General features: G+C 67.0%; 11 protein-coding genes and 1 pseudogene. 8 read left to right on the top strand and 4 right to left on the bottom strand.

What is annotated here, in order from left to right:
* Nucleotides 1–182 precede the first annotated feature (182 nt).
* The 4 genes and pseudogenes from GL263_RS02045 to GL263_RS02060 all read right to left on the bottom strand — a co-directional run bounded on the left by GL263_RS02045 (nucleotide 183) and on the right by GL263_RS02060 (nucleotide 6,879).
* Nucleotides 183–1,832 (bottom strand): serine/threonine-protein kinase, encoded by a 1,650-nt coding sequence (locus GL263_RS02045; RefSeq protein WP_182853791.1) that lies wholly within the window; start codon nucleotides 1,830–1,832, stop codon nucleotides 183–185.
* A 76-nt stretch (nucleotides 1,833–1,908) separates the two neighbouring features.
* Complete coding sequence (locus GL263_RS02050; protein WP_323379210.1) at nucleotides 1,909–5,085, bottom strand: type I restriction endonuclease subunit R; 3,177 nt, start codon at nucleotides 5,083–5,085, stop codon at nucleotides 1,909–1,911.
* A gap of 1,052 nt (nucleotides 5,086–6,137) precedes the next feature.
* Nucleotides 6,138–6,341 (bottom strand): annotated as a pseudogene (locus GL263_RS02055) (phosphorothioated DNA-binding restriction endonuclease); the annotation flags it as partial.
* Between the two features lie 334 nt (nucleotides 6,342–6,675).
* Complete coding sequence (locus tag GL263_RS02060; RefSeq protein WP_194377038.1) at nucleotides 6,676–6,879, bottom strand: hypothetical protein; 204 nt, start codon at nucleotides 6,877–6,879, stop codon at nucleotides 6,676–6,678.
* Nucleotides 6,880–7,261: 382 nt separating this feature from the next.
* Here GL263_RS02060 and GL263_RS02065 point away from each other — a divergent pair, with 382 nt between their 5' ends.
* From GL263_RS02065 to GL263_RS02100, 8 genes are all read left to right on the top strand, one after another.
* Nucleotides 7,262–10,720, top strand: a complete 3,459-nt coding sequence (locus GL263_RS02065; protein WP_182853792.1) for a helicase-related protein — start codon at nucleotides 7,262–7,264, stop codon at nucleotides 10,718–10,720.
* A complete protein-coding gene (locus GL263_RS02070; RefSeq protein WP_182853793.1) occupies nucleotides 10,720–12,618 on the top strand; it encodes a DUF8724 domain-containing protein in 1,899 nt (632 codons plus the stop codon). The genes GL263_RS02065 and GL263_RS02070 overlap by 1 nt, the downstream gene beginning before the upstream one ends.
* A 103-nt stretch (nucleotides 12,619–12,721) precedes the next feature.
* The gene (locus GL263_RS02075; protein ID WP_182853794.1) at nucleotides 12,722–14,266 is read left to right on the top strand and encodes a hypothetical protein; all 1,545 of its coding nucleotides are present in this window, start codon (nucleotides 12,722–12,724) and stop codon (nucleotides 14,264–14,266) included.
* Between the two features lie 232 nt (nucleotides 14,267–14,498).
* Nucleotides 14,499–15,989 (top strand): ATP-binding protein, encoded by a 1,491-nt coding sequence (locus GL263_RS02080; protein WP_182853795.1) that lies wholly within the window; start codon nucleotides 14,499–14,501, stop codon nucleotides 15,987–15,989.
* A 68-nt stretch (nucleotides 15,990–16,057) separates the two neighbouring features.
* Nucleotides 16,058–18,850 (top strand): Z1 domain-containing protein, encoded by a 2,793-nt coding sequence (locus GL263_RS02085; RefSeq protein ID WP_182853796.1) that lies wholly within the window; start codon nucleotides 16,058–16,060, stop codon nucleotides 18,848–18,850.
* Nucleotides 18,847–19,860, top strand: a complete 1,014-nt coding sequence (locus tag GL263_RS02090; RefSeq protein ID WP_182853797.1) for a PD-(D/E)XK motif protein — start codon at nucleotides 18,847–18,849, stop codon at nucleotides 19,858–19,860. The genes GL263_RS02085 and GL263_RS02090 overlap by 4 nt, the downstream gene beginning before the upstream one ends.
* Nucleotides 19,853–21,877 carry an AIPR family protein gene (locus tag GL263_RS02095; RefSeq protein WP_182853798.1) on the top strand — a complete coding sequence of 675 codons (2,025 nt, stop codon included), beginning with the start codon at nucleotides 19,853–19,855 and terminating at the stop codon, nucleotides 21,875–21,877. The genes GL263_RS02090 and GL263_RS02095 overlap by 8 nt, the downstream gene beginning before the upstream one ends.
* Entirely contained in the window at nucleotides 21,874–22,446 is a 573-nt protein-coding gene (locus GL263_RS02100) for a very short patch repair endonuclease (RefSeq protein WP_182853799.1), read from the top strand. The genes GL263_RS02095 and GL263_RS02100 overlap by 4 nt, the downstream gene beginning before the upstream one ends.
* Nucleotides 22,447–22,448: the final 2 nt, after the last annotated feature.

Below are 22,448 nucleotides of genomic sequence, written 5' to 3' on the forward strand. Positions count from 1 at the left end.
GGGCGGGGGAGGCCTCTCCAGCAAACCCGGAGCGGCTCAGTCTGAACACGGATACGCAGGTAGGGACTCGATAGGGTGCATTGCCCGACGGTCGGTTAGCCCTGGCACTGACCGGCGCGTTCGCAGTGCCCTCGCTACTTCTCCAGTACCGCCCTCCGTAGAGCCGGAGAGGTCGTGATCGATTAGCTCAGATCTTGGCGAAGGCGGCGGAGGTAGGCGTCGATCTGCTCCAAGCCGGGCCAGTCGCTGCCCCGGAGGCGGGAGGTCTCCGATCGGAGTCGGTCGCCTACGTGCGGTGCCTGCGAGAGGCTTTCCGTCGCGGCGTACAAACTCATCAGTCTTGCGAGGGCATCCAAGTAGCGGTTGACGGCGTCCTCGTCGTCGGGCGGCGGGGTGGTCTCGCTGACCCGGTCGAAGGCTTGGATGGCGGCGGTGGCTTCGCCGAGTTCCATGCGGCACTGGGCGGCGTAGTACCAGCACAGCAGTGCTTGCTCGTCGTGGGTGCCGTAGCGGTCGGTGTAGTGGCGGGCGAGCGGCTCGAAGAGCGCGAGGGCCTCGCGGTGGCTTCCGGCCAGGAACTTCACCTGGGCGAGGCTGAACTGCATGCCTTCTTTGAGTTCTGGGTCAGCGGCTCTCGCAATGGCTTCGGCCAGTGCGTCGGCCGCCTGGGTGAACTGGCCATCCTGAGCCAGTCGTGCTGCCCGGTCGGAGACCACGTCCGCTTCTTGCTCAGTCAGTGCAGCCGGGCCTCGCCCTGGCACCTGCGGTGAGTCAGCTGGCCCGAGCGGCGAGGGGACGACCAGCGTGGGGGTGTACGAGGCGGGAACACCGGCGCTGGGTGCCCGGCCACCGAAGGGCCGCTGGAATGGCAGACGGGGGTCGAGGTTGCTGTCGTCGGGCGCGGCGGGGGCGCCGGTCGAGGCGTGGACGAAGGGCAGGAGGGTGTCGTAGACCTCCATCGCGTCCATGCGCTGTTCCGCTTCCTTGGTGAGCATCGCCAGCAGGAGCTTCTCGATGTCGGCAGGCACGTCCGGGCGCAGGGTGCGGATGGGCGGCGGCGGGCTGTGGACGTGGTGCCACATGTGGGAGCGGTCGTTGTCGGGAGTGAAGGGCGGCCTGCCAGTGAGGAGTTCCTGTAGCACGCAGGCGAGGGCGTAGACGTCCGCTGCGGGGCCGACGGCGTTGGCCAGGCTCTGTTCCGGGGACATGTACGGCGGGGTGCCCACGGTCATGCCAACCTGAGTAAGGCGGGGCAGGGTGCCGACTCCGCGCAGTGCGGCGACGCCGAAGTCGAGGACCTTGACCACACCTCCGGGGGTGAGCATCAGGTTGGACGGTTTGATGTCGCGGTGGACGACGTTGTGGTGGTGCACGGTGTCAAGGACGGAGGCGATCTGGGCACCGACGGCCGCTGCCCAGGAGACGGGAACCGTCTCGCTTTCGTAGTCGGTTTCGTCGATGAACGTCTGCAGTTCGCGTCCCTGCAGGAGTTGCATGACGACGAACAGCCGTCCGCTGGCTTCGTCGGTTCCGGTGTCGTGGACGGCCGGCACACCCAGGTGCTCGATGCCGGCGGTGATCTGGACCTCGCGCAGGAACCGGGCGCGGCGGGTCTGCAGGGTCTCCTCGAAGGCCGCGCCCTGCGCCCCGGGCGGGACCGGGCTCTCGGCCAGCATCATCTTGACCGCGACTCGGCGGTCCAGACGCTCGTCGTACGCCTGCCAGACCTCGCCCATGCCGCCTGCGCCGATGGGTGTGTGCAGCCGGTACCGGCCCGCGATCACGCGGGCCGGTCCGCCGTCGTCGAAGCTCGGCGTGTCGCCCTGCACCATGCGAGGTTGTCCCTCTCTGTGGTCGGAGCGTGACCACCCCGTTCGGCTTCTTGCCTGACGTGCTGCAGAACTCAGGCTATGCGGTCGGCGGTTCCGCCCGCCGGCTTCCGGACGACTTGAGCTCGGCGGCGCGCCGCTCGGTGGCCAGGCGCTCGGCTTCACGTCGGACCGGGCGTCGGATGAGCTGGTACGCCTGCTGGGTTGCGACCTGCTTGAACAGGCGGTTGACGTCGGCGTCGTCGAAGTAGCGCACCATCAGGGCGTCGTTGGACGCCGCCTGGTCGATGACGATCCGGTCGAGGTCCTTCTCCAGCTCCCCGCCGAAGACTTCCTGGTCCTGGTGCAGGGCGATGGCTCGGAGGTCGGGGTCCTCGCTGACTGCGACGACGAGCTGGCCGAGCAGGATCTGGTCAGTGGTGGACAGCCCGGTCCCGTACTCGTCGTTGACGGACTGGATCACCTCGGCCAGCGACTTCTCCTCTGCCTCGGCCACCGCTCCGGCCGCCTCGGGTGCAAGGCCAGGCAGTACCTGCGCGCCTGCCGCTTCCAGGCGTAGCTCCGGGGTACCCGTCTGGGCGATGCGCATGTGACTCGGGGCGACCGCCCCTATATCGGCGCCGGCGCTGCGGGCGGGCGCGGGCAGGCGGCGTAGCAGGAAACGACCGTACTGGTAGAGCCGCTCCAGTTCGAGGTTCTCGAATCCGATGACGTGGGAGAGCCAGCCGTACGCCTTGGTGTAGGCCTCGAGGGCGCGGCGGAACTCGGCGGCGGTGTCCGGCTCGGTGGCGTTGAGGGCGTTGAAGCGGTCGAGAGCGGGCTGCAGGTAGCCGTAGAGACGTGCATGAGCCTTCATGATGGCGGTGTCGGTGGCCGCACCGCCCTGGAAGGCAGCGAAGTACGCGGTGACGAAGGCGTCCATCTCGGCCTCGACCAGAAGCTGGTAGGCCATCACCTCGCGTTCCCGGTCGAACAGCAGGTTGGGGTCGGTGGGCTCACTGACCGACGCCTCGTAGTACTGCTGGAACGCCTGCTCGATGTCCTCGGGCCGGTTGGCGAAGTCGAGGATGAATAGGTCCTCGGTGGTCTTGAGCCGGTGGGTGCGGTTGAGCCGGGAAAGGGTCTGCACCGCGGCCAGCTTCACCAGGATCTTGTCGACGTACATGGTGGTCAGCAGCGGCTGGTCGAAGCCGGTCTGGTACTTCTCGGCGACGACGAGGATGCGGTGCTCGGGCTTGGGCACGGAAGGCGGGTTCGGGTCGTCCGCGCGGGTGTAGCCGAATCGTGCGGGCAGTTCGCGTTCGGGGAAGCCGTTGAGCTTGGCTTCGGTGTACTCGATCCCGTCGAGGGTCAGTGCCCCGGAGAACGCGACCAGGGTGCCGCAGTCGGTGAATCCGCGCTGGTCGATGTAGGCCCGCATGGCCTGGTACAGCCGTACGGCGTGGTCGCGGCCGGAGGTGACCACCATCGCCTTGGCCCGGCCGCCGAGGCGTGGGCTGGAGTGCGAGCGGAAGTGGTCGACGATGATCTTCGCGCGGGAGGCCATCGACGCCTCCGACATCAGCGCGGCCCTCACCAGCTTCGAGCGGGCCTTGCGCGGGTCCACCTGCTGCTCCGCCTCCTCGGCAGCAGCCTCCTGGAGCTTGAAGTACGTCGCGTAGGTGATGTAGTTGCCGAGCACGTCGAGGATGAAGCCCTCCTCGATGGCCTGCCGCATCGAGTAGACGTGGAACGGTCCCTTCTCCTGCTCCCCCGAACTGGGGTTGACGTAAGGAGTGCCGAAGAGGTCGATGGTCTTCGCCTTGGGGGTGGCCGTGAACGCGAAGAAGGACAGGTTCGGCTGCCTGCCGCGCGCCAGTGCCGCGGCCGTCAGCGGGTCGCCGTCCTCGTCCACCGCGTCCGAGCCGAGACGTCCCAGCGCCTTCTTCAAGGCCGCCGCGCTCTCCCCACCCTGCGAGGAGTGCGCCTCGTCGATGATCACCGCGTACCGCTGGCCGCCCAGCCCCGCGACCTTGTCCAGGACAAAGGGGAACTTCTGCACCGTAGTGATCACGATCCGGGCCGTCGGCCCGGTCAACGCGTCCGCGAGCTGCTGGGAATTCTCGTCGATCCGCACGACCACACCGGCCTTGTGGTCGAACTGGTAGATGGTGTCCTGGAGCTGCTTGTCCAGTACCCGCCGGTCGGTGATGACGATGACCTTGTCAAAGACCAGCTTGTTCGCCCCCAGACCGGAGGCGAGCGCGGCGGACGCGATCTGCCCAGGGTCGTGGGAAGTGTGCAGGCTGGACAGGTGGTGCGCGAGCCAGGCGATGGTGTTGGACTTGCCCGAGCCGGCGGAATGCTGGATCAGGTAGTTCTCCCCGGCGCCGTGGCGGGCCGCGTGCGCGACGAGCTTGCGCACCGCATCCCACTGATGGAACCGCGGGAAGATCAACGGCTGCGTGTGCGCGCTACCCGGCTTGTGCGACGGTGCACGGCCAGCCTTCGCTGCGGCGTCCTCCACGTGCAGGAACCGCTGCAGCAGCTCCAGCCAGTTGTCCCGGGCCCACACCTCGTCGAAGAGATAGGAGGTGGGGTACTTCCCATCGGTCGACGCCGGGACATTGCCCGCGCCGCCGATCTGGCCAGGGCCACCGGAACCGGTGTTGAAGGGCAGGAAACGGGTGGCGTCGCCCGCCAAGCGGGTCGTCAGAAAGGCCAGCGTCGGATCGACCGCGAAGTGGACCAAGCTGCGCTTGGCGAAGAACAGCTCCTTCGGGTCGCGGTCGCGGCGGTACTGCCGCTTGGCGTCCTCAACAGTCTGGCCAGTCAGCCCGTTCTTCAACTCCACCGACGCGACGGGGAGTCCGTTCAGGAAGAAAGCCATATCGAGGCTGTCAGCCGGGCGCGCAGCGGAGTAGTGGAACTGGCGCACGAAGGTGAGACGGTTGGCGTCGTACTCGGCCAAGGCATCGGCGGCGAGGGTGTGCGCGGGACGGAAGTACGCAAGCTGGATCTTCACATTCCGGTCATTCACGCCCCGACGCAACACGTCCAACAGGCCACGCGAGTCGATCTCCCGTGCCACGCGCTTCGCAAAACGGCCGATCGCCTGCTCCTCGTCCTCGCCGTAAGCAGCCTGAAGCGCCAGCCACGCGTCGTTCTGCGACGCACCGAGGAACGTGGCCAGCTCAGAGGTATCGATACCGAGCGCAGGGTTGTAGGTGTCCGACAGTCCGCGCTGCCAGCCACTGCGCAGCAGCGCTGCTTCCACGGCACCTTCTCGGTGTACACGCGGGCGTCGTTCATCTGAAATCCCCCTCAGAGGTCGCGGTCGTGCGCGGGACGGGCGGTGGTGACGTCGAGCTGGCCGGTGACAGCAGCGGTGATGAGGGCCTGCCGGCGTTCGGCGAGAAGCTCAAGCTGTGCTCGCAGGCGCTGCTTGGCCCGCGCGCTCCCATCGAGCTTTCGCTGAACGGCCTGGACCCTCCGCCGCTGAATTTCGAGACTCGGCAACGGGATCGGGAACCCCAGAACCTTACTACTGTTCGTCGAAGCCAAGTTTGTTGTCTTGACACCCGTGCTCTCGAAATAGCAACGACCGTGCACCGTGCGGGTCATGAGTGACAGGTAGTCGGCATCCAGCCTTAGGCCATCAGGGCGAACGGCGAATACGTGATTCTGATGAAGACATCCCTCCAGTTCGCCACGCCAGACCGTACCCCGACCCAGCTTGTCAAGGTCACCACCTTCGGTCATCAGGACATCGCCCGCCAGCAGCGTGCTCCGCTTAGCAATATTCGCCGGAACGGTAATCTCGCTGATGTTATCCACCTGGATTCTGTCAGCTTGCACATTCGCCACGCGCAGATACGGCCGCGTCGCCACGTCACCCGACAAATCGCGCTTCCCGTCGACAGTCAGCCCGCTTTGGAGTCTCGCAATGTAGCCAAGGCGTACCAACGGCGCATCATCGCCCGGGGCGGGAAGCCAAACCCAGGGCCACTCTCCCGCAGCAGAGGTGAGGGAGCCAGGGATCAGGCCATCGGTAACCTCGGCATACTCACACTCATTGAGGACCGCGATCTGCCTCTCCCGCGCCGAAGCCAGTCGGTCGATGCGCGCAGTCTCCGTGTCGAGGAAGTCGGCGATGCGACGCTGCTCGTCGAGCCCGGGAAGAAGCAACGGAAGCTTCCGGAGATGTTCCCACGGGGCGTCAAACTGAGACGGCGGCATCCACTTCGAAATGCGCACCAGTTCAGCGAGGTACGGCTTCGACTTCAGAAGGTAGTGGATGAACCTGGAATTCGTTGTCGAGTTTGGACAGCCCGTCTCCGCCGGCTCCAGCTCCAGCCCGATCGCTTCACACAGCTCACCGTGCAGGGAGGGCGGGAAGTGCTGGTCGAGCAGGACGCGCGCCATCCGTCCCAGCAGCGACGGCTCCCGCCGCAGCGCCGTCCGCAGGTCCGGCGTCAACCGCCCCGCGACCCCGGCTGCCCGCAGCTCTCCCACCGCGGTCCCGGGACTGCCGGATGAGCTCTGTACCGATGGTGTGAAGTAGCCTCGCACGAGGGCGGAGCGTCGGCATGGTGACCTCCCGGCAGCTGATGGTAGATCACCGCACAGCCCCGTGTCTGATGCGGCGGCGGTCGCCCCGACAGGGAGATCACGAACAACGGCCACCTGGCAAGCACGACGGGCAGACCGAGTCCGGGGAGAGCTTCACGACTGACCGAGGCCGCGGCATCGTCGCTCACCCGTAGCGCAGGCCGAAACCGTGATAGCGGCGGTGGGGGCAGGCCACGCTCTCTGTAGGGGGCCGCCAGCTATGACTCCCTCAGGGAGGCCCGCCTGATCGCCATGCTCAAAGGGTTCCGCGCTCAAGCAGATCCCGGATCGCGTCCTCCTGCCGACGCAGCACCACCCGCCCGTCGCCGTCGCTGTAAGCGACGAGCAGGACGCCAGGATCCAGGCCGGCCTCGGCCAGAACTCCGAGCGGGATCTGAACTGTCCCGTCCTCGCCAAGTCGGACTTCCGCAGGCTCTCTGATCACGGCTTCAGGAGCCATGGCACCGACGGCCCTCTCGTCGCCAAGCTGATCACCAGATCAGTCACCCGGGGATCAAATTGGGCAACAAACAGACTGGATCAAGACAGATTCGACCAACTTGGCATACTCGCTTGTGACTTCAGACGCCGACATCCGATGCTGCTGAGGTTCGAAGAAGCAGAAGACGTCCGACCATGGCGCCGTGCCATGGCGGCTTCTGACTCGCGGACCTTGGAGATCCCGTGGACACGCTTGTCCCGCGGGCCGGTTTGGCATGGCCGCCCGGACCGGCACGCTTTCTTGAGCCGTCTCGGCACTCGCCTCACTCCGCATGTGAGAGCAGGCGCCCCCTGCCCCTTCCGCTGCTGCCGACGGAGCGCGTCGGATCCGACGGGGAGGCATGGTGACCAAGCCCCCGTTCGAGCCGAGCGTCGCCCAGCAGACCGCTCTGGTTGATCACCTCGTCAACGCAGTGGTCGCCGATGCGACCGGCGAGGCCCAAGGCGACATCTGCCTGGGCGAGCCTCCGAGTGCTCGCTACTTCATGGAGAGTCTCGGCCCGCACACCGTCGAACCTGGTGGTGCCGCCCCACGGTACGGCCGCACAACCCCGGACAGTCTTGGGTTCGAGTTCGAGGCCGAGAACGCCAGCTCCATCACCGTCAAGGCGCAGGCGTCGTTCTACTACGCGGCTCTCCCGACCCGAGCCCAGCAACTGGAGTGGGCCGGTCAGCGCGAGGAGCCCTACCGGCTGGCGCCGTTGTTCAAACGACTTGGTGTGACGGTCGGGCCGGTGGAGATCGTTCTGGGACACGAGGCCGGCCTGCGCCAGACCCTGGAACGTGAGTTCCAGCATGCCTTCAGGGAGGCCGTGAAGCTGGCCCTGCAGGACCCTCGGATCGACCGCCGCGTCGGGAACGACCGCCGAGAGCGACTGGTTCCGCCTGCCGCAATGGCAGACGACGGGGCCTTCGAGCAGTGGCTGGCCCGGGAGGTGGGCGGGGACCCCGTGGTGCCATCCCCTGCTGCGCACGTCGTCGTCACGTCGAGGCCGGTGGCGCCCGGACGGCTCCGCGTGACCGCGACGCTGCAGAACCTCGCCCCCGACTCCGTCGTGACCGTCCAGGGCCGGGGCAGCAACGCCGGCCGTACCCGTCGCGACGAGGCCAGGGACCACGCTCTGTTCCGCGCCGGGCTGGAGGTCGAGGGCGACCGTCTCCTGCCCATCGTTATGGACCTCGGTGCCGACGCCTACCGTTACTCCGGAGAGCTCGGCGCGTACGCGAACAACTGCGGTGTCGAGCCGCGGTGGCACAGGGGTCGGCTCGTGGCCGTACGCAGCGTGCCCGTTCCACAGCACGACACCCACCGCGCCGTGGCCCGGACCGACGAACGCTGGGGTTACGCGACACTCGCCGCAGACCCTCTTCCGGTCCTCGACGATCTGGCCGACGAGATGGAGGCGTACCTGGAGACGCCCGCCTGGAGTACTGCGGATCTCCAGGACAGGCCCGAGCTGGCCTACCGCAAGGAAGCCGACCGAAAGGCCGCGGCACTGGAGGTCGCCCGATTCCGTGACGGTGTTGCGTGGCTCCGGCGGGACAGGCGTCTCCTGACAGCGTTCCAGCTCGCCAACAAGTCCATGATGGAGCTCAACAAGCGGCGGAAGCGGCCGAGCCGGGGCTGGCGGCTGTTCCAGCTGGTGGCCATTGTCAGCCAGCTCGGTGCCCTGGCCTGGCGGGAGCACCCGGAGGACCTCTTCACCCCTGGGCTCTGGGGCGACGAAGACGACGTGGATCCGACCGAGGCGGCAACCGTCGTCTGGTACCCCACCGGAGGCGGCAAGACCGAGGCGTATCTCGGCCTGGTGCTGGTGTGCATGTTCTACGACCGTGCCCGAGGCAAGACGGTCGGGGTGTCGGCATGGTGCCGCTTCCCTCTCCGGCTGCTGACCCTGCAACAGACACAACGGCAGCTCGACGTCGTCGCCGCCGCGGAGACGGTCCGCGGCGAGAACGCCGATCTGCTCAGGGAGGTCGGCGGCGACCCCGGCTGGCCCTTCTTCATCGGCTTCTACGCCGGCGGCGGCAACACCCCGAACTCGCTGACCTCGGACCGGATGTTCGACCGCCTTCGTTCAAGCGAGGAGGAACGGCACGCATACCGGCTTGTTCACGACTGCCCTTACTGCGGTGAACGGTCGGTCCGCATCCCGGAGCCCGACCCGCAGCGGCTCAGGCTGGAACACGTCTGCGGCAACGAGCGGTGCGGGAAGGTGCTGCCGATCGTCGTCGTGGACACCGAGATCTACCGCTACCTGCCAACTGTCGTGGTCGGAACCCTGGACAAGCTCGCCAACATCGGGCTGTCGGACAAGTTCGGCGCTCTCTTCGGCGATGTCGACTGCTGGTGCCCTCCCCACGGCTTCGGCCGGGGCGGAAAGTGCCACGAACGTCACGCCCCGGGCCACCCGAAGACGCCTCTCAAGCCCCTGGGGGCGCCTCTCTACGACCCCTCCCCCTCTCTGGAGATCATCGACGAGCTCCACATGGTCAATGAGGAACTCGGAGCCTTCTCGGGCCACTACGAGGGCCTCCTGGCCGAGGTGCAGCGCACCCTGTCGTCCAGACAGCGGCCCGACGGCCGGGGTGTCCGGATGAAGGTGGTCGCCACCACTGCCACCATCCGTGGCGAGGACCGCCAAAGCGAGCACCTCTTCGGTCTGAGGTCGGTGGTGGTACCCCTCCCCGGACCCAACCTCGACGAGAGCTTCTACTGGCGCCTCGACCGGAGCCTTCCGCTCCGGCGCTTCGTCGGAGTCATGCCGACGCGGGGAACGGCGGAGATGACACTGGTCAGGATCCTCACGTCCGCCCACCGTGCGCTGTGGAAGCTCGACCGGCGACAGGGCCTTCCCCCCGCTCTCGCGAGCTGGCCGGAGGACGAGCTCCGCGCAGTCGTCGACCTCTACCGCACAAGCCTCACGTACGCCACCACACTCGTCGACTTCGGCCGTATCCGCCGTTCACTGGACACCCAGGTCAACGAGGCCCTGCGCAGGGAGGGCTTTCCTGATCTCAGGGTGGCCGAACTCAAGGGCGAGACGCGTCTGGACGAGGTACGCGGTGTCCTGGACGACCTGGGCAGCACCAACGGCGCCACGGGCATGGTCGTCGCCACGAGCATGGTCAGCCACGGAGTCGACGTGGACCGTTTGAACCTCATGCTGTTCAACGGCATGCCCCGGTCCATGGCGGAGTACATCCAGGCTTCGTCACGCGTAGGCCGCGCCTACCACGGCCTCGTCTTCATGCTCTTCAACCCGGTGCGGGAAAGGGACCGGTCGCACTACCGCTACCACGGCAAGTTCCACGAGTACCTGGACCGTATGGTCGAACCGGTGGCCATCAACCGCTGGAGCAGGTTCGCAGTGCGCAAGACCCTCCCGGGGATACTGATGGGACAGCTTCTCCAGATCGCGAACCGCGACTGGTGGCGAGCAGGTAACGCACCCGGCCACCTGCACGACCTCTCGAAGATGCAGGGTGCCCTCCGTGATCCGTCCGGCGGGGGTCTCGAAGGGGTCCAGCTCACCGAGCTGCTGGAGGCGCTTCACGCGGTCTTCCAGTCGGAGCGCCCGGAGGGGCAGGAGCTCCGCAGCGACCTTGAGGACATGGTGGAACACGCCTTGGCCAGCCTCCGCTCCGCCGGCGCCTCTGCCGGTCTCTCTGGCGGGAACAACCGGGGGTACCGCGCGACGGGCGACTACCTGGGCCTCGAGTACCGGCCCATGACAAGTCTCCGCGATGTCTCCGAGGGCATTCCGTTCCACGTCGTCTCCGACAGCAGGAGGTCGTGATGACGTTCAACCCCAGGAACGACGACATGGCCCGCGACCGGGGCCAGGTCCTCTACCGGTACCGCCCCGGTCAGACCTTCGACCACCGCGGCGGCTACACGGCCCAGGTGGTGCAGTTCGGGCGTGACGAGGAGTTCGACGGCCCCTCGCTCGACCGTGAGCACCTGGTACAGGAGGCCATGCGGTTCGTTCGCAGGTGGCGGGCCGCCGGACGCGCGTTCTCTGCCGGATCCGACCGGGCACCGGAGTTCCCCGGGGACGAGGACCGCCTCGCCGATCGCCACTACGAGGTCGTGGTCCCGGGCAAGGTCTTCTGCCGCATCTGGCCCCGGGTGGTGCGCTGCTCCAGCGGCGGGTGCGGACACGTCTGGTCGGCAAGTGACCCGCGGCCCGGAACGGACGACTGGCCGCCGGCCTGCCCCGCCTGCGGCAACGCCGTCGGGAACCGGCAGCTCCAGTTTGTCTTCGCACACAAATGCGGCGAGATATCGCCTATGTACCCGCCGAGCAAGTGCCCCAGGGGGCACACCCGGTTCAGGCTGGACGACCGCGCCAGTCGGTTCCGTGACTTCCGGTGGGAGTGCATGACCTGCGGTTTTCCTCTGGGAGTGCAGTGGAGCTGCAGCAACTCCTCGTGTAGCTACCCGGACAAGTTCATGCACCCCCTGCTCCACACCGCAGGGACCGCGCATGTCGGCCAGGGCCTGACACTCGTGAACGTGACCACGACCGAGGAGGCCGCCCGGCAGAGCAACCCCCTGTACACGGCCGCCGTGCTCGGCTGGTGGCTCGGAGAGATCACCGAGGACGAGTTCCGGCGGCTCACGGACGGGCACACGGTGGACGTCCCCGACGAGGTCGTCGAGAGTATCCGTGTGATGGAGGAGGCCGGCCTGCACGACCAGGCACGTGCACTCCGGGCACGCTTCATGCCGGTCCAGGTGGATCATCTGCGGGAACGGGTGGGCAAGACCCTCGGGCTCGACACCGAGAGCGACGACGCACGCGGTCTCGCAGCCGAGCTGCACACCTACCGTCGGGTCCTGAACCTGGAGCGCCTGGGTGTCCCCCGTCTACAGCGGGAGGCGCGCAACGCCGAGCGCCGAGCCCTGTACGAGCGCTACCCCGGCGTCCTCGCATCCGCCGGCCTCGGTCAGGAGACCTGTCTGGTCAGTGATCTGCCGATCACCTACCTCGCGATCGGCTACAGCCGGACGGGGTTCAGTCCCGAAGAGGCGGACCTGGTTCCGTATCGGGGGCGTGCCGCGCGGGGCACCCCCGAGAAGACCCTCCTCTACGCCCACCCAACCGAGGCGGAGGCGCTTCTCTTCCCTGTGGACCGGGAGCGGGTGAGTCGGTGGCTGGTCCACAACGAGCTCGTGAGCCGCAGCGCCCTGGAGGACGCCGGCGGTGTCACCAGGTGGCTGGTGCACCAGCTCGGCCCGAGCGACGGCAAGGCCCTCTCGCACGAGACCCGGCCGGAACCCGGGCATCCCGACCTCCCCGTCCACGAGCTGTTCGGGCTGCTTCACTCGCTGTCCCACCAGCTGCTTCGGGCCCTGGCAGTCGACAGTGGCTACAGCGAGACAAGCCTGTCCGAGTACCTCTTTCCGTACGACCTGGCCTTCGCGATCTACCCCAACGGTGGCAGCGACTTCAGCCTCGGAGCCATGCGGACGGTGCTCGAACAGAATCTGGACGCGGTTGTCAGCCGTGCCGTCGACAACGACGCGTGTCTGTACGACCCGAACTGCATGATCACGAACGAGGGCGCGGACCACGGTTGTCTCCAGCTGCCTGAGACGGCCTGCCAGTCCTGGAACCGGAACCTCTCCCGTTGGCACCTGTTCGGTTCTCCGGACGGTTCCAGGGTCGGGTACTGGGATCCGACCCTGTGAACCTCCGGTGGGGGAGGGCGCCGACCGGCCCCCTCCTCCACCGCCTCCCCTATGTAGGTGGAGGACCCAACCACCCGTCGGCCGTTGACGATCAGGAGTCCCTGTGACGCCCGAGCTGGACCTTCTGGACACGGTCTCCGACTCCCGTGCCCGTGTCGGTGCGCACCCGGCCTGGCAGTCCGGGCCAGAACGGATCTACGACCTGCTCCGTACGGCGACCAAGCTGCGGGCGATGGAGATCACAGCAGGCATGACGTCCGACCTGCCCTGGGAAAGCGTCCTCGCCCAGCTCGTCGTCTGGCACCACGAGTTCCCGTTCGGCACGGGCCCGTGCTCGGAGGCCCATGCCGCCGAGGTCACGGCTCTCGCTGCCGCAAACCAACACCTAGACCTCCTCGAGACCGGTGTACGTGCCGGCGCATACCAGGTACGCCTGACCGGGGGCGGCTTCCGTGTGCGCCACCGGTGGAACGCGTCAGTCGAAGTCGCCGACATGTTCCTCGCCGAAGCCGCGGTTCCTGCACAGCTACCGGAGCTGTCCGAAACGGAACGCCGGTGGATCTCCACGAGGTCCGTGAGCTCCAGGACGGGACCAACTCCGGAGGTTCTGCGGGCTGCCGTCGACCGCGCCGCCCTGACGATCGAGGCGTACCGGAAGGCGGTACCCGAGGGGCAGGTTCCCGACACCTTCCCTCTCGGCGAAGGGATGCCCGCCGGGCACATGGTCCGCGTCCTGGCTGTGATCATGGGGATCGCCTCGTTGTGCGAGGAGACGGCGCACCGGCTCTCGAGGCTGGAGACGACCCTCGCCCATATGCCGGTGTCCCAGCTGATGGCCCTCCTCGCGGAGATGTGCCCGGCCGTGTCCGAGGCTCATCGGGCCTTGGCGGTGGAGAGGCTCACCTACCGCGTGGGACGTTCGTGCAGGACGTCCCCGCTGGTACGGCACGGTGACACCGTGATCATCTGTCCACCTCTGGTGACCCCACGAGCCGTGGACCCGATCAAGCTTCGTTCCGCTGCACACGACCCCCGGGGGTTCGGCCGTGTCGGACGTGAACAGGGCGACCGTGCGGCCGCATGGGCCGACTGGCTGCGCACGACCCCTGGCGCCGTGGTCGCCGAGCGGGTGCCCGCGACCAAGACTGACGGCCGGTCTGCGGGCGACCTTGACGTGGTCGTCGTCGACCCGACCAGACGTGTCGGTCTGTGCCTCGAGATCAAGTGGCCGATCGAGGCACTCTCGCTGCCCGAGGCGATGAAGGTGGAGAACTGGGCCACCTCAGCCGCCCGCCAGCTGGACCGTCTGAGGGCAGAACTCCGGGCGGGAGCGGCGACAGCCCTGTTGCCGGGTGACTGGCCACCGTTCGAGTCGATCGACTGGACCTGGTGCGTCGGTACCCCTCAACAGCTCTGCCAGCGCCCCCTCCCGGTCCCGGAGATGCACGCCACGTCCCTTCGGTACGTCCGGGCTCTGGGAACGCCACCCGACCTCAAGTCCCTGGTCGAGATACTGGTGAGGCCCGACCTACCCGTCGAGGGCGTGCACTTCGAGGTGGCCAAGAGGTCCCTCCCCGTGGGACGTCGCCAAGTCCACCTGGACGTGCTCGGCGTGTCCGTGGACCACTGGCGCCCCCAGTTCCGGTAGGGGCGGTTGACGAGGTGGACGACCGTTTCGTGGCGGGAGCATCGTTGCTCCCCGTACAGATGATTCCGAGCGCTCTGCAACTATCATCGATCCGGGGTGGGGCATCCGCACTCACGGTGATGTGGCATGAAAGGGGAAGCGTCCCGCTAGGGGGACCGTGCCCGTCACAGTCCTTGGAATCCCGGACGGCCGCGCATCGCAACCGCTGGCCAACAGGGACATGACGCCGAACATGAGTGTGAAGTACGAGGACTACGAAGTCGCCGCTCCGGATCCGGCGGGCATGGTCGCCTCCCTGAGTTCGCTGGGCTACTCACTGGAGGCAGCCGTTGCGGACCTCGTGGACAACAGCATCTCGGCCCGGGCACGACGGATCGACGTCGAGTTCACCTGGGTCGGAGGGGATTCCTGGATCGCCGTGGTCGACGATGGCGACGGAATGACGAGCGACCAGCTCGTGACCGCCATGACGGTGGCGGCACGAGGCCCAGGCACAGTGCGCACGAGTACCGACCTCGGCAGGTTCGGCGTGGGTCTCAAGTCCGCCTCGTTCTCACAGGCCCGGCAGCTTACCGTGGCCAGCTCCGCCGGCGGTGAGTGGAGTGTCCGGACCTGGGACCTGGACGTCGTCGAGGCCTCGGGCAAGTGGCTGTTGCGCCGTGGTACGGATCCGGAGACCGCCGCCCTCATCGAGGGTCTTCGTGACGGCGCGGCCAAGGGCACCATCGTGCTCTGGCGGCGCCTCAGGGGATTCCACTCCGAGGGTGTGTGCGAGGACGACGAGATGGTGCAGCAGCAGTTCTACGACGAGGCGGAGCGTACCGAATCCCACTTGGGCATGGTGTTCGCACGGTTCCTCACGGGATCCGGCAGGCGAACCATCCGCGTCTCCGGAACACCGGTCGAACCCTGGGACCCGTTCATGGCCACACATCCGTCCGTGCAGCGACTGCCGGTTGAGAACCTACCGCTCGCCGAGGACCAGGTCAGGGTGGAGGCTTTCGTTCTTCCCAGCGCGCAGCGCCTGTCCGAGGACGACTACGCCCGTGCCGCCGGCCCCGCCGGATGGCTGGGGCAGCAGGGGTTCTACGTCTACCGCCGTGACCGGCTGATCCTCGCAGGAGACTGGTTGGGCCTCGCCGGCATGCGCCGGGAGGAGAGGTACAACCTGGCGCGCATCGCTATCGACATCCCTGCCGAGACGGATGCGGACTGGGGCGTCGATGTTCGCAAGGCCAGCGTCGTGCCTCCCGTCGCTCTACGTCGGCACCTGCGCCGGATCGCCGCGAAAGCCCGTGGCCGTGCGGCGGAGGTGCTCCGGCACCGCGGCCGGGTCGCCGCCCGAACCCACGGCGATCCGCTCCTCTACGCCTGGACCGTCAAACGTGAGAACGGCCAGGTCACCTGCAGGATCAACCGGAGTCACCCCCTCGTGCGCGAGTTGCTGCAGCACGGTCGTGACACGGCACCCGAAGCACGGGCGCTGATCCGCCTGCTGGAGGAGACGGTGCCCGTGACAGCGCTGCGCGCCCTCCACGAGACAGACTCCGAGGACGACCCCGTTCCGTTCGGCGGAGCCTCCATGGCTCCGCCGGAGGCGGTGGAGGTGGCCGAGCAGGTGTTCAGATCGCTCGTCGCCCAGGGACGCTCCCCCAGTGCGGCCCGGGACAGGATTCGCGTAATGCCCCCCTTCGACCAGATGCAGGGGTTCTGGAGCACCTGACCCCTCTTCTGTCAGTAGGCGCCCCTACCCTTGCTCCACACCAACTCCAGACCGTGCGGAGGCCGTTCGTGAGCACCACCCCTGACGACACCTTCACGGTGGCGCGTCGCGTCGCCCTGGCCATGTTGCCCGTGGACCGCCAGGCATCGCCGGAGGAAGTGACCACGGCGGTCAACGCCGTCATGGGCATGATGGCCGCCCAGGGCAAGGTCCTGGACCGCGAGCAGTTCACGAAGGACCTCCAGGAGATGGTCGCCGTCTACCAGGAGACCTCGTCCGGGCTGCACGACGACGCCGGGCACAAGGCGTGGTTGCCGGATGCGAAGAACGACCGGAGCTGGGACTTCTGGGATCGTTACCGGCTCTACCTCGAAGACGTGCGCGACATGCCCCGCCGGGTCGTGTGGCGCCTGGACGAGAGCACCGACGAGGTCCTGGCGGAGCTGGAGGACCCTCGGCGTGAGGGATCGTGGCGCCGCTCCGGCCTTGTGGTCGGACAGGTCCAGTCCGGCAAGACCGGTCACTACATCGGCCTCGCAGCCAAGGCGGTGGACGCTGGCTACAGACTGATCGTCATTCTCGCCGGCATCCACAACGACCTGCGCAGCCAGACCCAACTGCGTGTGGACGAGGGACTTCTCGGGTTCGACACCCAGCACCTGATGCGCTCCGACGAGGCAGGGGCCAGCCGCCGACGTATCGGTGCCGGGGCCATGTCCCACGCCAAACAGCTCCCCAGCGCGTCGCTCACCAACAGCTCCGAGAAGGGCGACTTCGACCGCAGGACCGCAGCGAAGGCCAATCTGCCCATCGGCAGTTTCCCCGTCATCCTTGTGATCAAGAAGCATCGCAAGATCATCGACAACCTGCGGGAGTGGGTGACGAGCACTCACGGGCAGCACGATCCCGAGACCGGCCGGGACATCGTACGCAACGCGCCATTGTTCGTGATCGACGACGAGGCGGACAACGCGTCGATCAACACGTCCAAGGACGCCGACACCGACCCTTCGAAGATCAACGCCGCTGTTCGCAAGCTCCTGAACAGTTTCGACAAGGCCTCGTACGTCGGTTACACCGCGACGCCGTACGCAAACATCTACATAGACCCGGACGCGAACCACAACGAGTACGGACAGGACCTCTTCCCCGAGGGCTTCATCCGCACACTCCGTGCTCCCTCGAACTACCTGGGGCCCGAACGCGTCTTCGGTCTCCGGACGGACGACATGGAGGAGGACGACGTCGAGCCGCTGCCTCTGGTCCGTGAGGTGAAGGACGCCGACGGCTGGCTCCCGGGCAGGCACAAGTCCGGCCACGAGCCGACCGACACCCTGCCTGCCTCGCTGAGGAAGGCGATCCACTCGTTCGTCCTCTCCTGCGCTGCGCGGCGTGCCCGCGGTCAGCTGACCGAGCACAACTCGATGCTCGTCCACGTCACACGGTTCACAGCTGTCCAGAGCATCGTCCGCACACAGATCGACGACTTCCTCCGCCTCACCAAGGACAGTCTCCGCGACCGCCACGGCAGTGCGGCAAGCACACGAATGGAGGAGTTCCGGGACGTCTGGGAGAAGGACTACGTCCCGACAACCCGCTATTTCACTGCGGACGAAGCGGTCCGTCTCACCTGGGACGAAGTCGCCCCGCACATCCTTCCCGCGCTGCGGAAGATCGAGGTGAAGGCGGTGAACGGGGCGGCGAGGGACGCTCTCGACTACTACGAACACCGCAGGACAGGTCTTTCGGTCATCGCCGTCGGTGGTGAGAAGCTCTCCCGGGGGCTGACCCTCGAAGGGCTCACCGTCAGTTACTACCTCCGCGCCTCGAAGACCTACGACACCCTGCTCCAAATGGGCCGGTGGTTCGGATACCGCCCCGGTTACGAGGACCTCTGCCGCCTGTACACCACCGCCTCGCTGAAGAGGGCGTACGTGGAGATCACGGCCGCGACGGACGAACTGCGCCGGGAGGTGGAGGAGATGGCAGCCCTTCGCCTCACTCCTCGTCAGTTCGGGCTCAAGGTCAAGGCGTCCTCCCTCGGGCTCGGAGTCACTGCCGCCAACAAGATGAGGAACGGCACGAAGGTCCTGCTCAGCTATTCGGCCGAGGGTCCTGAGACCGTGCTCTTCAATCTGTCGAAGAAGGCCGTGGAGCAGAACTTCGAGACGCTGGAAACGTTTGTCAGCAGGTTGGACGCCATCTCGAACCCCTCGGTGGAGATGCCCGGCGACAGCGTGGTCTGGAGGGACATCCCTCCGGAGGAGATCGTTTCCGGTTTCTTCGCCGCATACCAGCCCGACCGTGCGGCGCAGCGGGTGCGACCGGCGTTCATCGCCGAGTACATCCGCAAGTGTGCTGCGGCAGGGGAACTGGGGAGCTGGACTGTGAGACTGGTGGGCAAGAAGCCTGCGGATGCACCCGTGCACGTTTCCGGACACACCGTCGGAATGGTCACGCGTAAGCCGCTGAACGATCCGGAGAGCGAGGGGCGGTACACGATCCGTCGGGTGCTGAGCCCGACGGACGAGAGCCTGGACCTGGACGAGAGGCAGCGCGCCATCGCTCTGGCCAGGACCAAGAAGGCAGCTGAGGGAACCACCAACAGCAAGGGCGAGCCTCGGGACCCGAAGGTGCCCGCCGGCCCGCAGATCAGGCACCAGAGGCGCCCCGACCAGCCTCTGCTGCTGATCTATCCCATCAAGCCGCCGGCCTATGGCGGGCTGGACCCCAACACCCCGCTGGTCGGCTTCGCGGTGAGCTTTCCCCGATCGAGCCACCAGGAGAAGACCGAATACGTGGTCAACGACATCTGGATCAAGGAGGACATCGAGACGTACGACGAGGAGGACGACGAGTGACGATCACCGAGAGCGACTGGATCGAACTGGAAGACGCGCCCCAGGCCACATCGGGTCGGTCCATGCGTCGCATCCACTCGAGGTCGCCCCATGACATCTTCCTGTCCGTCTCCCACCCGGGCCGCCGACGGATGCTGGTGTTCCAGGCGGACGCCACCGCCGCCGAGGGTGTCGTCCGTTCCCTGGGACGACTTCCGCAGACGGCTGGCCTCGAGCTGTCTCTCACCTCCCTGTCGCGCCACCAGTACGAGCTGCAGGTGGTGCTCACTGCGGACGATCTGCGGGAGGTCTTCACCCCGCTCGTCACGGACATCGCCGCGACAGCCAAGGACGAACTGACCAGCCTCGAGGCCCTCACTGCGGTTGTCAGCCGGTTCGGTCACTGGCAGAACCTCCTGCGTTCCGTGGGCCGCGACGGTCTCGGGGCGGAGGCACGGCGCGGCCTCTTCGGCGAGGTCCTGGTCCTCAGGGAACACATGGTGACGTCGCTCCCGCAGTCCGAGGCGGTTGCCGCCTGGACGGGTCCCACGGGCGCCAACCAGGACTTCCAGTGCCCGTACGTGGCACTTGAGGTCAAGACGACCACCGCCAGAAACGCCGGAACGGTGCGCATCGCGAGCGAGCGGCAACTCGACGATGCAGGAACCCCCTCGCTGCTGCTGGCGCTCGTCACGCTCGACGAAAGACGCGGGGGGCTTGGCCAGAGCCTCAACACACTCGTCGACCAAGTGCGGACCCAACTGGCCAACCCGGGCGCACGAGCCCGCTTCGACGGACTGCTGATCCAGGCCGGCTACCTGCCAGGCCAGCGGGATCTGTATGACGAACCACGCTACACACCTCGTGATGTGCGGTTCTGGGAGGTGCGTGACGGCTTTCCCAGGATCGTCGAGTCCGAACTGCCCGTCGGTGTAAGCGATTGTTCCTACGGCCTGGCGCTTTCAGGGCTCGACCAGTACCGCCTCAGCGACGCCGAGGTGGACAACCGGATCAGGGGAAAGAATGACTGAGCTCGACCAGGGTGCGTATGCCCGCCAGCTCGTGGGCGACGTCCTGGCGACCGCGGAGGCCGAACGCACGACCACGCCTGAGGCGTTCACGGCGCGGGTGCTTGAGGAGCTCGAGGAGGCGGGTGTCGTCACCAACACCTACACCGCCTACCACCGGTCGCACGGTCTGGAGGTACACGGATACGGTGCGGGGGAGGACTCCGGCAGGCTTGACCTCTTCATCACCGACTTCCGCCTGTCACCGCTGGAGGAGAGGCTCACGAAAGCGCAGGCCGAGGCGCGCTTCAAGCGGCTTCTGACGTTCCTGCGCCGCTGCCAGAACGGACTGCGTCAGCACATCGACGAGTCGTCGGACGTCTATGACATGTGTGACGCGGTGGAGAAGTCCCTCACCGACGTCACCCAGATCCGCCTCTTCCTGCTCAGCAACGGCGTCAGCACGTCGACAGCCCCAAATCCGACCGAGTTCGAGGGGATCCCGGTCGTCCACGAGATATGGGATCTGGCCAGGCTGCACCGGCACGCGACGTCCGGCACCCTCAGCGAGCCCATTGTCGTCACGTTCGACCCGCCCCTCCCCTGCCTCTCCGCACCGAGTACGGAGGCAGACCACTCCGTGGCGCTCACCGTACTGCCCGGGGACAGGCTCGCCGACCTCTACGCGGAGCACGGCACGCGCCTGCTCGAACTCAACGTGCGTTCCTTCCTGCAGACAAGGGGTGCCGTCAACAAGGGGATCCGGGATTCGCTCCTGCATTCGCCCGGCCGTTTCCTCGCTTACAACAACGGCGTCACGGCCACGGCCTCCAAGGTGGAGTTTGCCGAGGGGGCGGACGGCCAGCACCTCGGTATCTCGAAGATTCACGGGCTGCAGATCGTGAACGGTGGGCAGACCACAGCCTCGCTCCACCACGCCAAGAAGCGGGACAAGGCCGACCTGTCCAACGTGCGCGTGCAGATGAAGCTCACGGTGGTCTCGCCCGAGAGGTTGATGGAGATCGTCCCGAGGATCTCCGAGTACTCGAACACCCAGAACAAGGTGACTCTGGTCGACTTCAGCTCCAACCACGAGTTCCACGTGGACGTGCAGCGGATCACCCGCTCCCTTTGGGCTCCCGCCGTGGACGGCAGTGGTCATGAGACGCACTGGTTCTATGAGCGGGCCCGTGGACAGTACGCCGACGAGCTGGCTCAGTTGAGCGCCGCAGGCCAGAAGCGGTTCAGGACGCTCTGGCCCACCAGGCAGAAGTTCACGAAGGCGGACCTGGCGAAATACGCACACTCCTGGGACCAGTTGCCGTTCCTGGTGAGCCGTGGAGCCCAGAAGAACTTCAACGAGTTCATGATCAACCTCCGCAGGCAACCCGTTCACGTGGACTCGTCGTACTGCCAGCGGACCATCGCGAAGGCCATCCTCTTCAGAACCGCGGACAACATCGCCCGTGGGCACGACGCGGGCAGCTACAAGAGCGCCATCACGACGTACACGGTGGCACGTCTCTCCCTGGCTGTCGGAAAGCGCGTCGACCTCGACGAGATCTGGCGTCGACAGCGGGTGTCCGAGGCTCTCATGAATGCTCTCGACGACCTCTGCCCGAGGGTCATGGCCGCTGTCACCAACCCGCTGCGAGGCACACACGTCGGTGAGTGGGCCAAGCAGCCGGCATGCTGGGAAGCCGTGTCCCGGGTGAGGTGGTCGGTACCCCCGGCCCTGGAGGCCGAGCTGTTGGATCTTGCTGTGGAGGATCGCCCTGTAAGCGACGCCGACGAGGCCGGCACTTCGGTGGCCCGAGAAGCCGTCGCCCGGGTCCCGCTGGAGGAGTGGACCGACATCGAGCAGTGGGCGAAGGCGACGCGTAGCCTGGAACCGTGGCAGCGTCAGCTGCTTCAGGTGGCGGGACGGCGACTGCACGTGAACGAGTCGGTTTCGGAAACCCAGGCGGCCCAGCTGCTGCACGTGCGAAGTGAGGCGGTACGTCTGGGATTCGCTCCAGCCAGAAGTGCGAGCGTTCAATGACTTCCGCGTCCAAGGTGCCCGGCCCGTCACCTGCGCCCCTCGGCGACCAGGTCACGGATGGTGACGGCAGGCAACAGCGAGGTGGGAACCGACTTCCTTCTCGTGGTGACCGAGCTGACCCGCGCTGGGTGAAGACGGAGAAGGGCGAACACCTGAAGGGGCGGCGTGTGCGTGACACGGCCCCGGAGGTGGCGCTCCGCCGTGCTCTGCACCGACTCGGCTTCCGATTCCGCCTACAGCGACGCGTGGCGCCCCGATGCACCGCGGACTTCGTTCTGCCAAAGCACCACGTGGCCGTGTTCGTCGACGGATGCTTCTGGCACGGTTGTCCGGAGCATGGGGCTCGTGAGTTCCGCGGCCCGAACGCGTCACGCTGGGCGGAGAAGATCCAGACGAACCAGGCCCGCGACCGGCGCAACGACCACGCAGCCCGGGAGTCGGGTTGGGAGGTGGTCCGGATCTGGGAGTGTGAGATCCGGCAGGACCCCGAGGCTGCGGCACAGCGGGTGGCAGAGGTTGCCCGTGCAGGTACGACCTCTACGCGCCCGCTGTCCTCCGGCCCCAGGTGACG

Source organism: Streptomyces durbertensis (assembly GCF_014156695.1).
GTDB lineage: Bacteria > Actinomycetota > Actinomycetes > Streptomycetales > Streptomycetaceae > Streptomyces > Streptomyces durbertensis.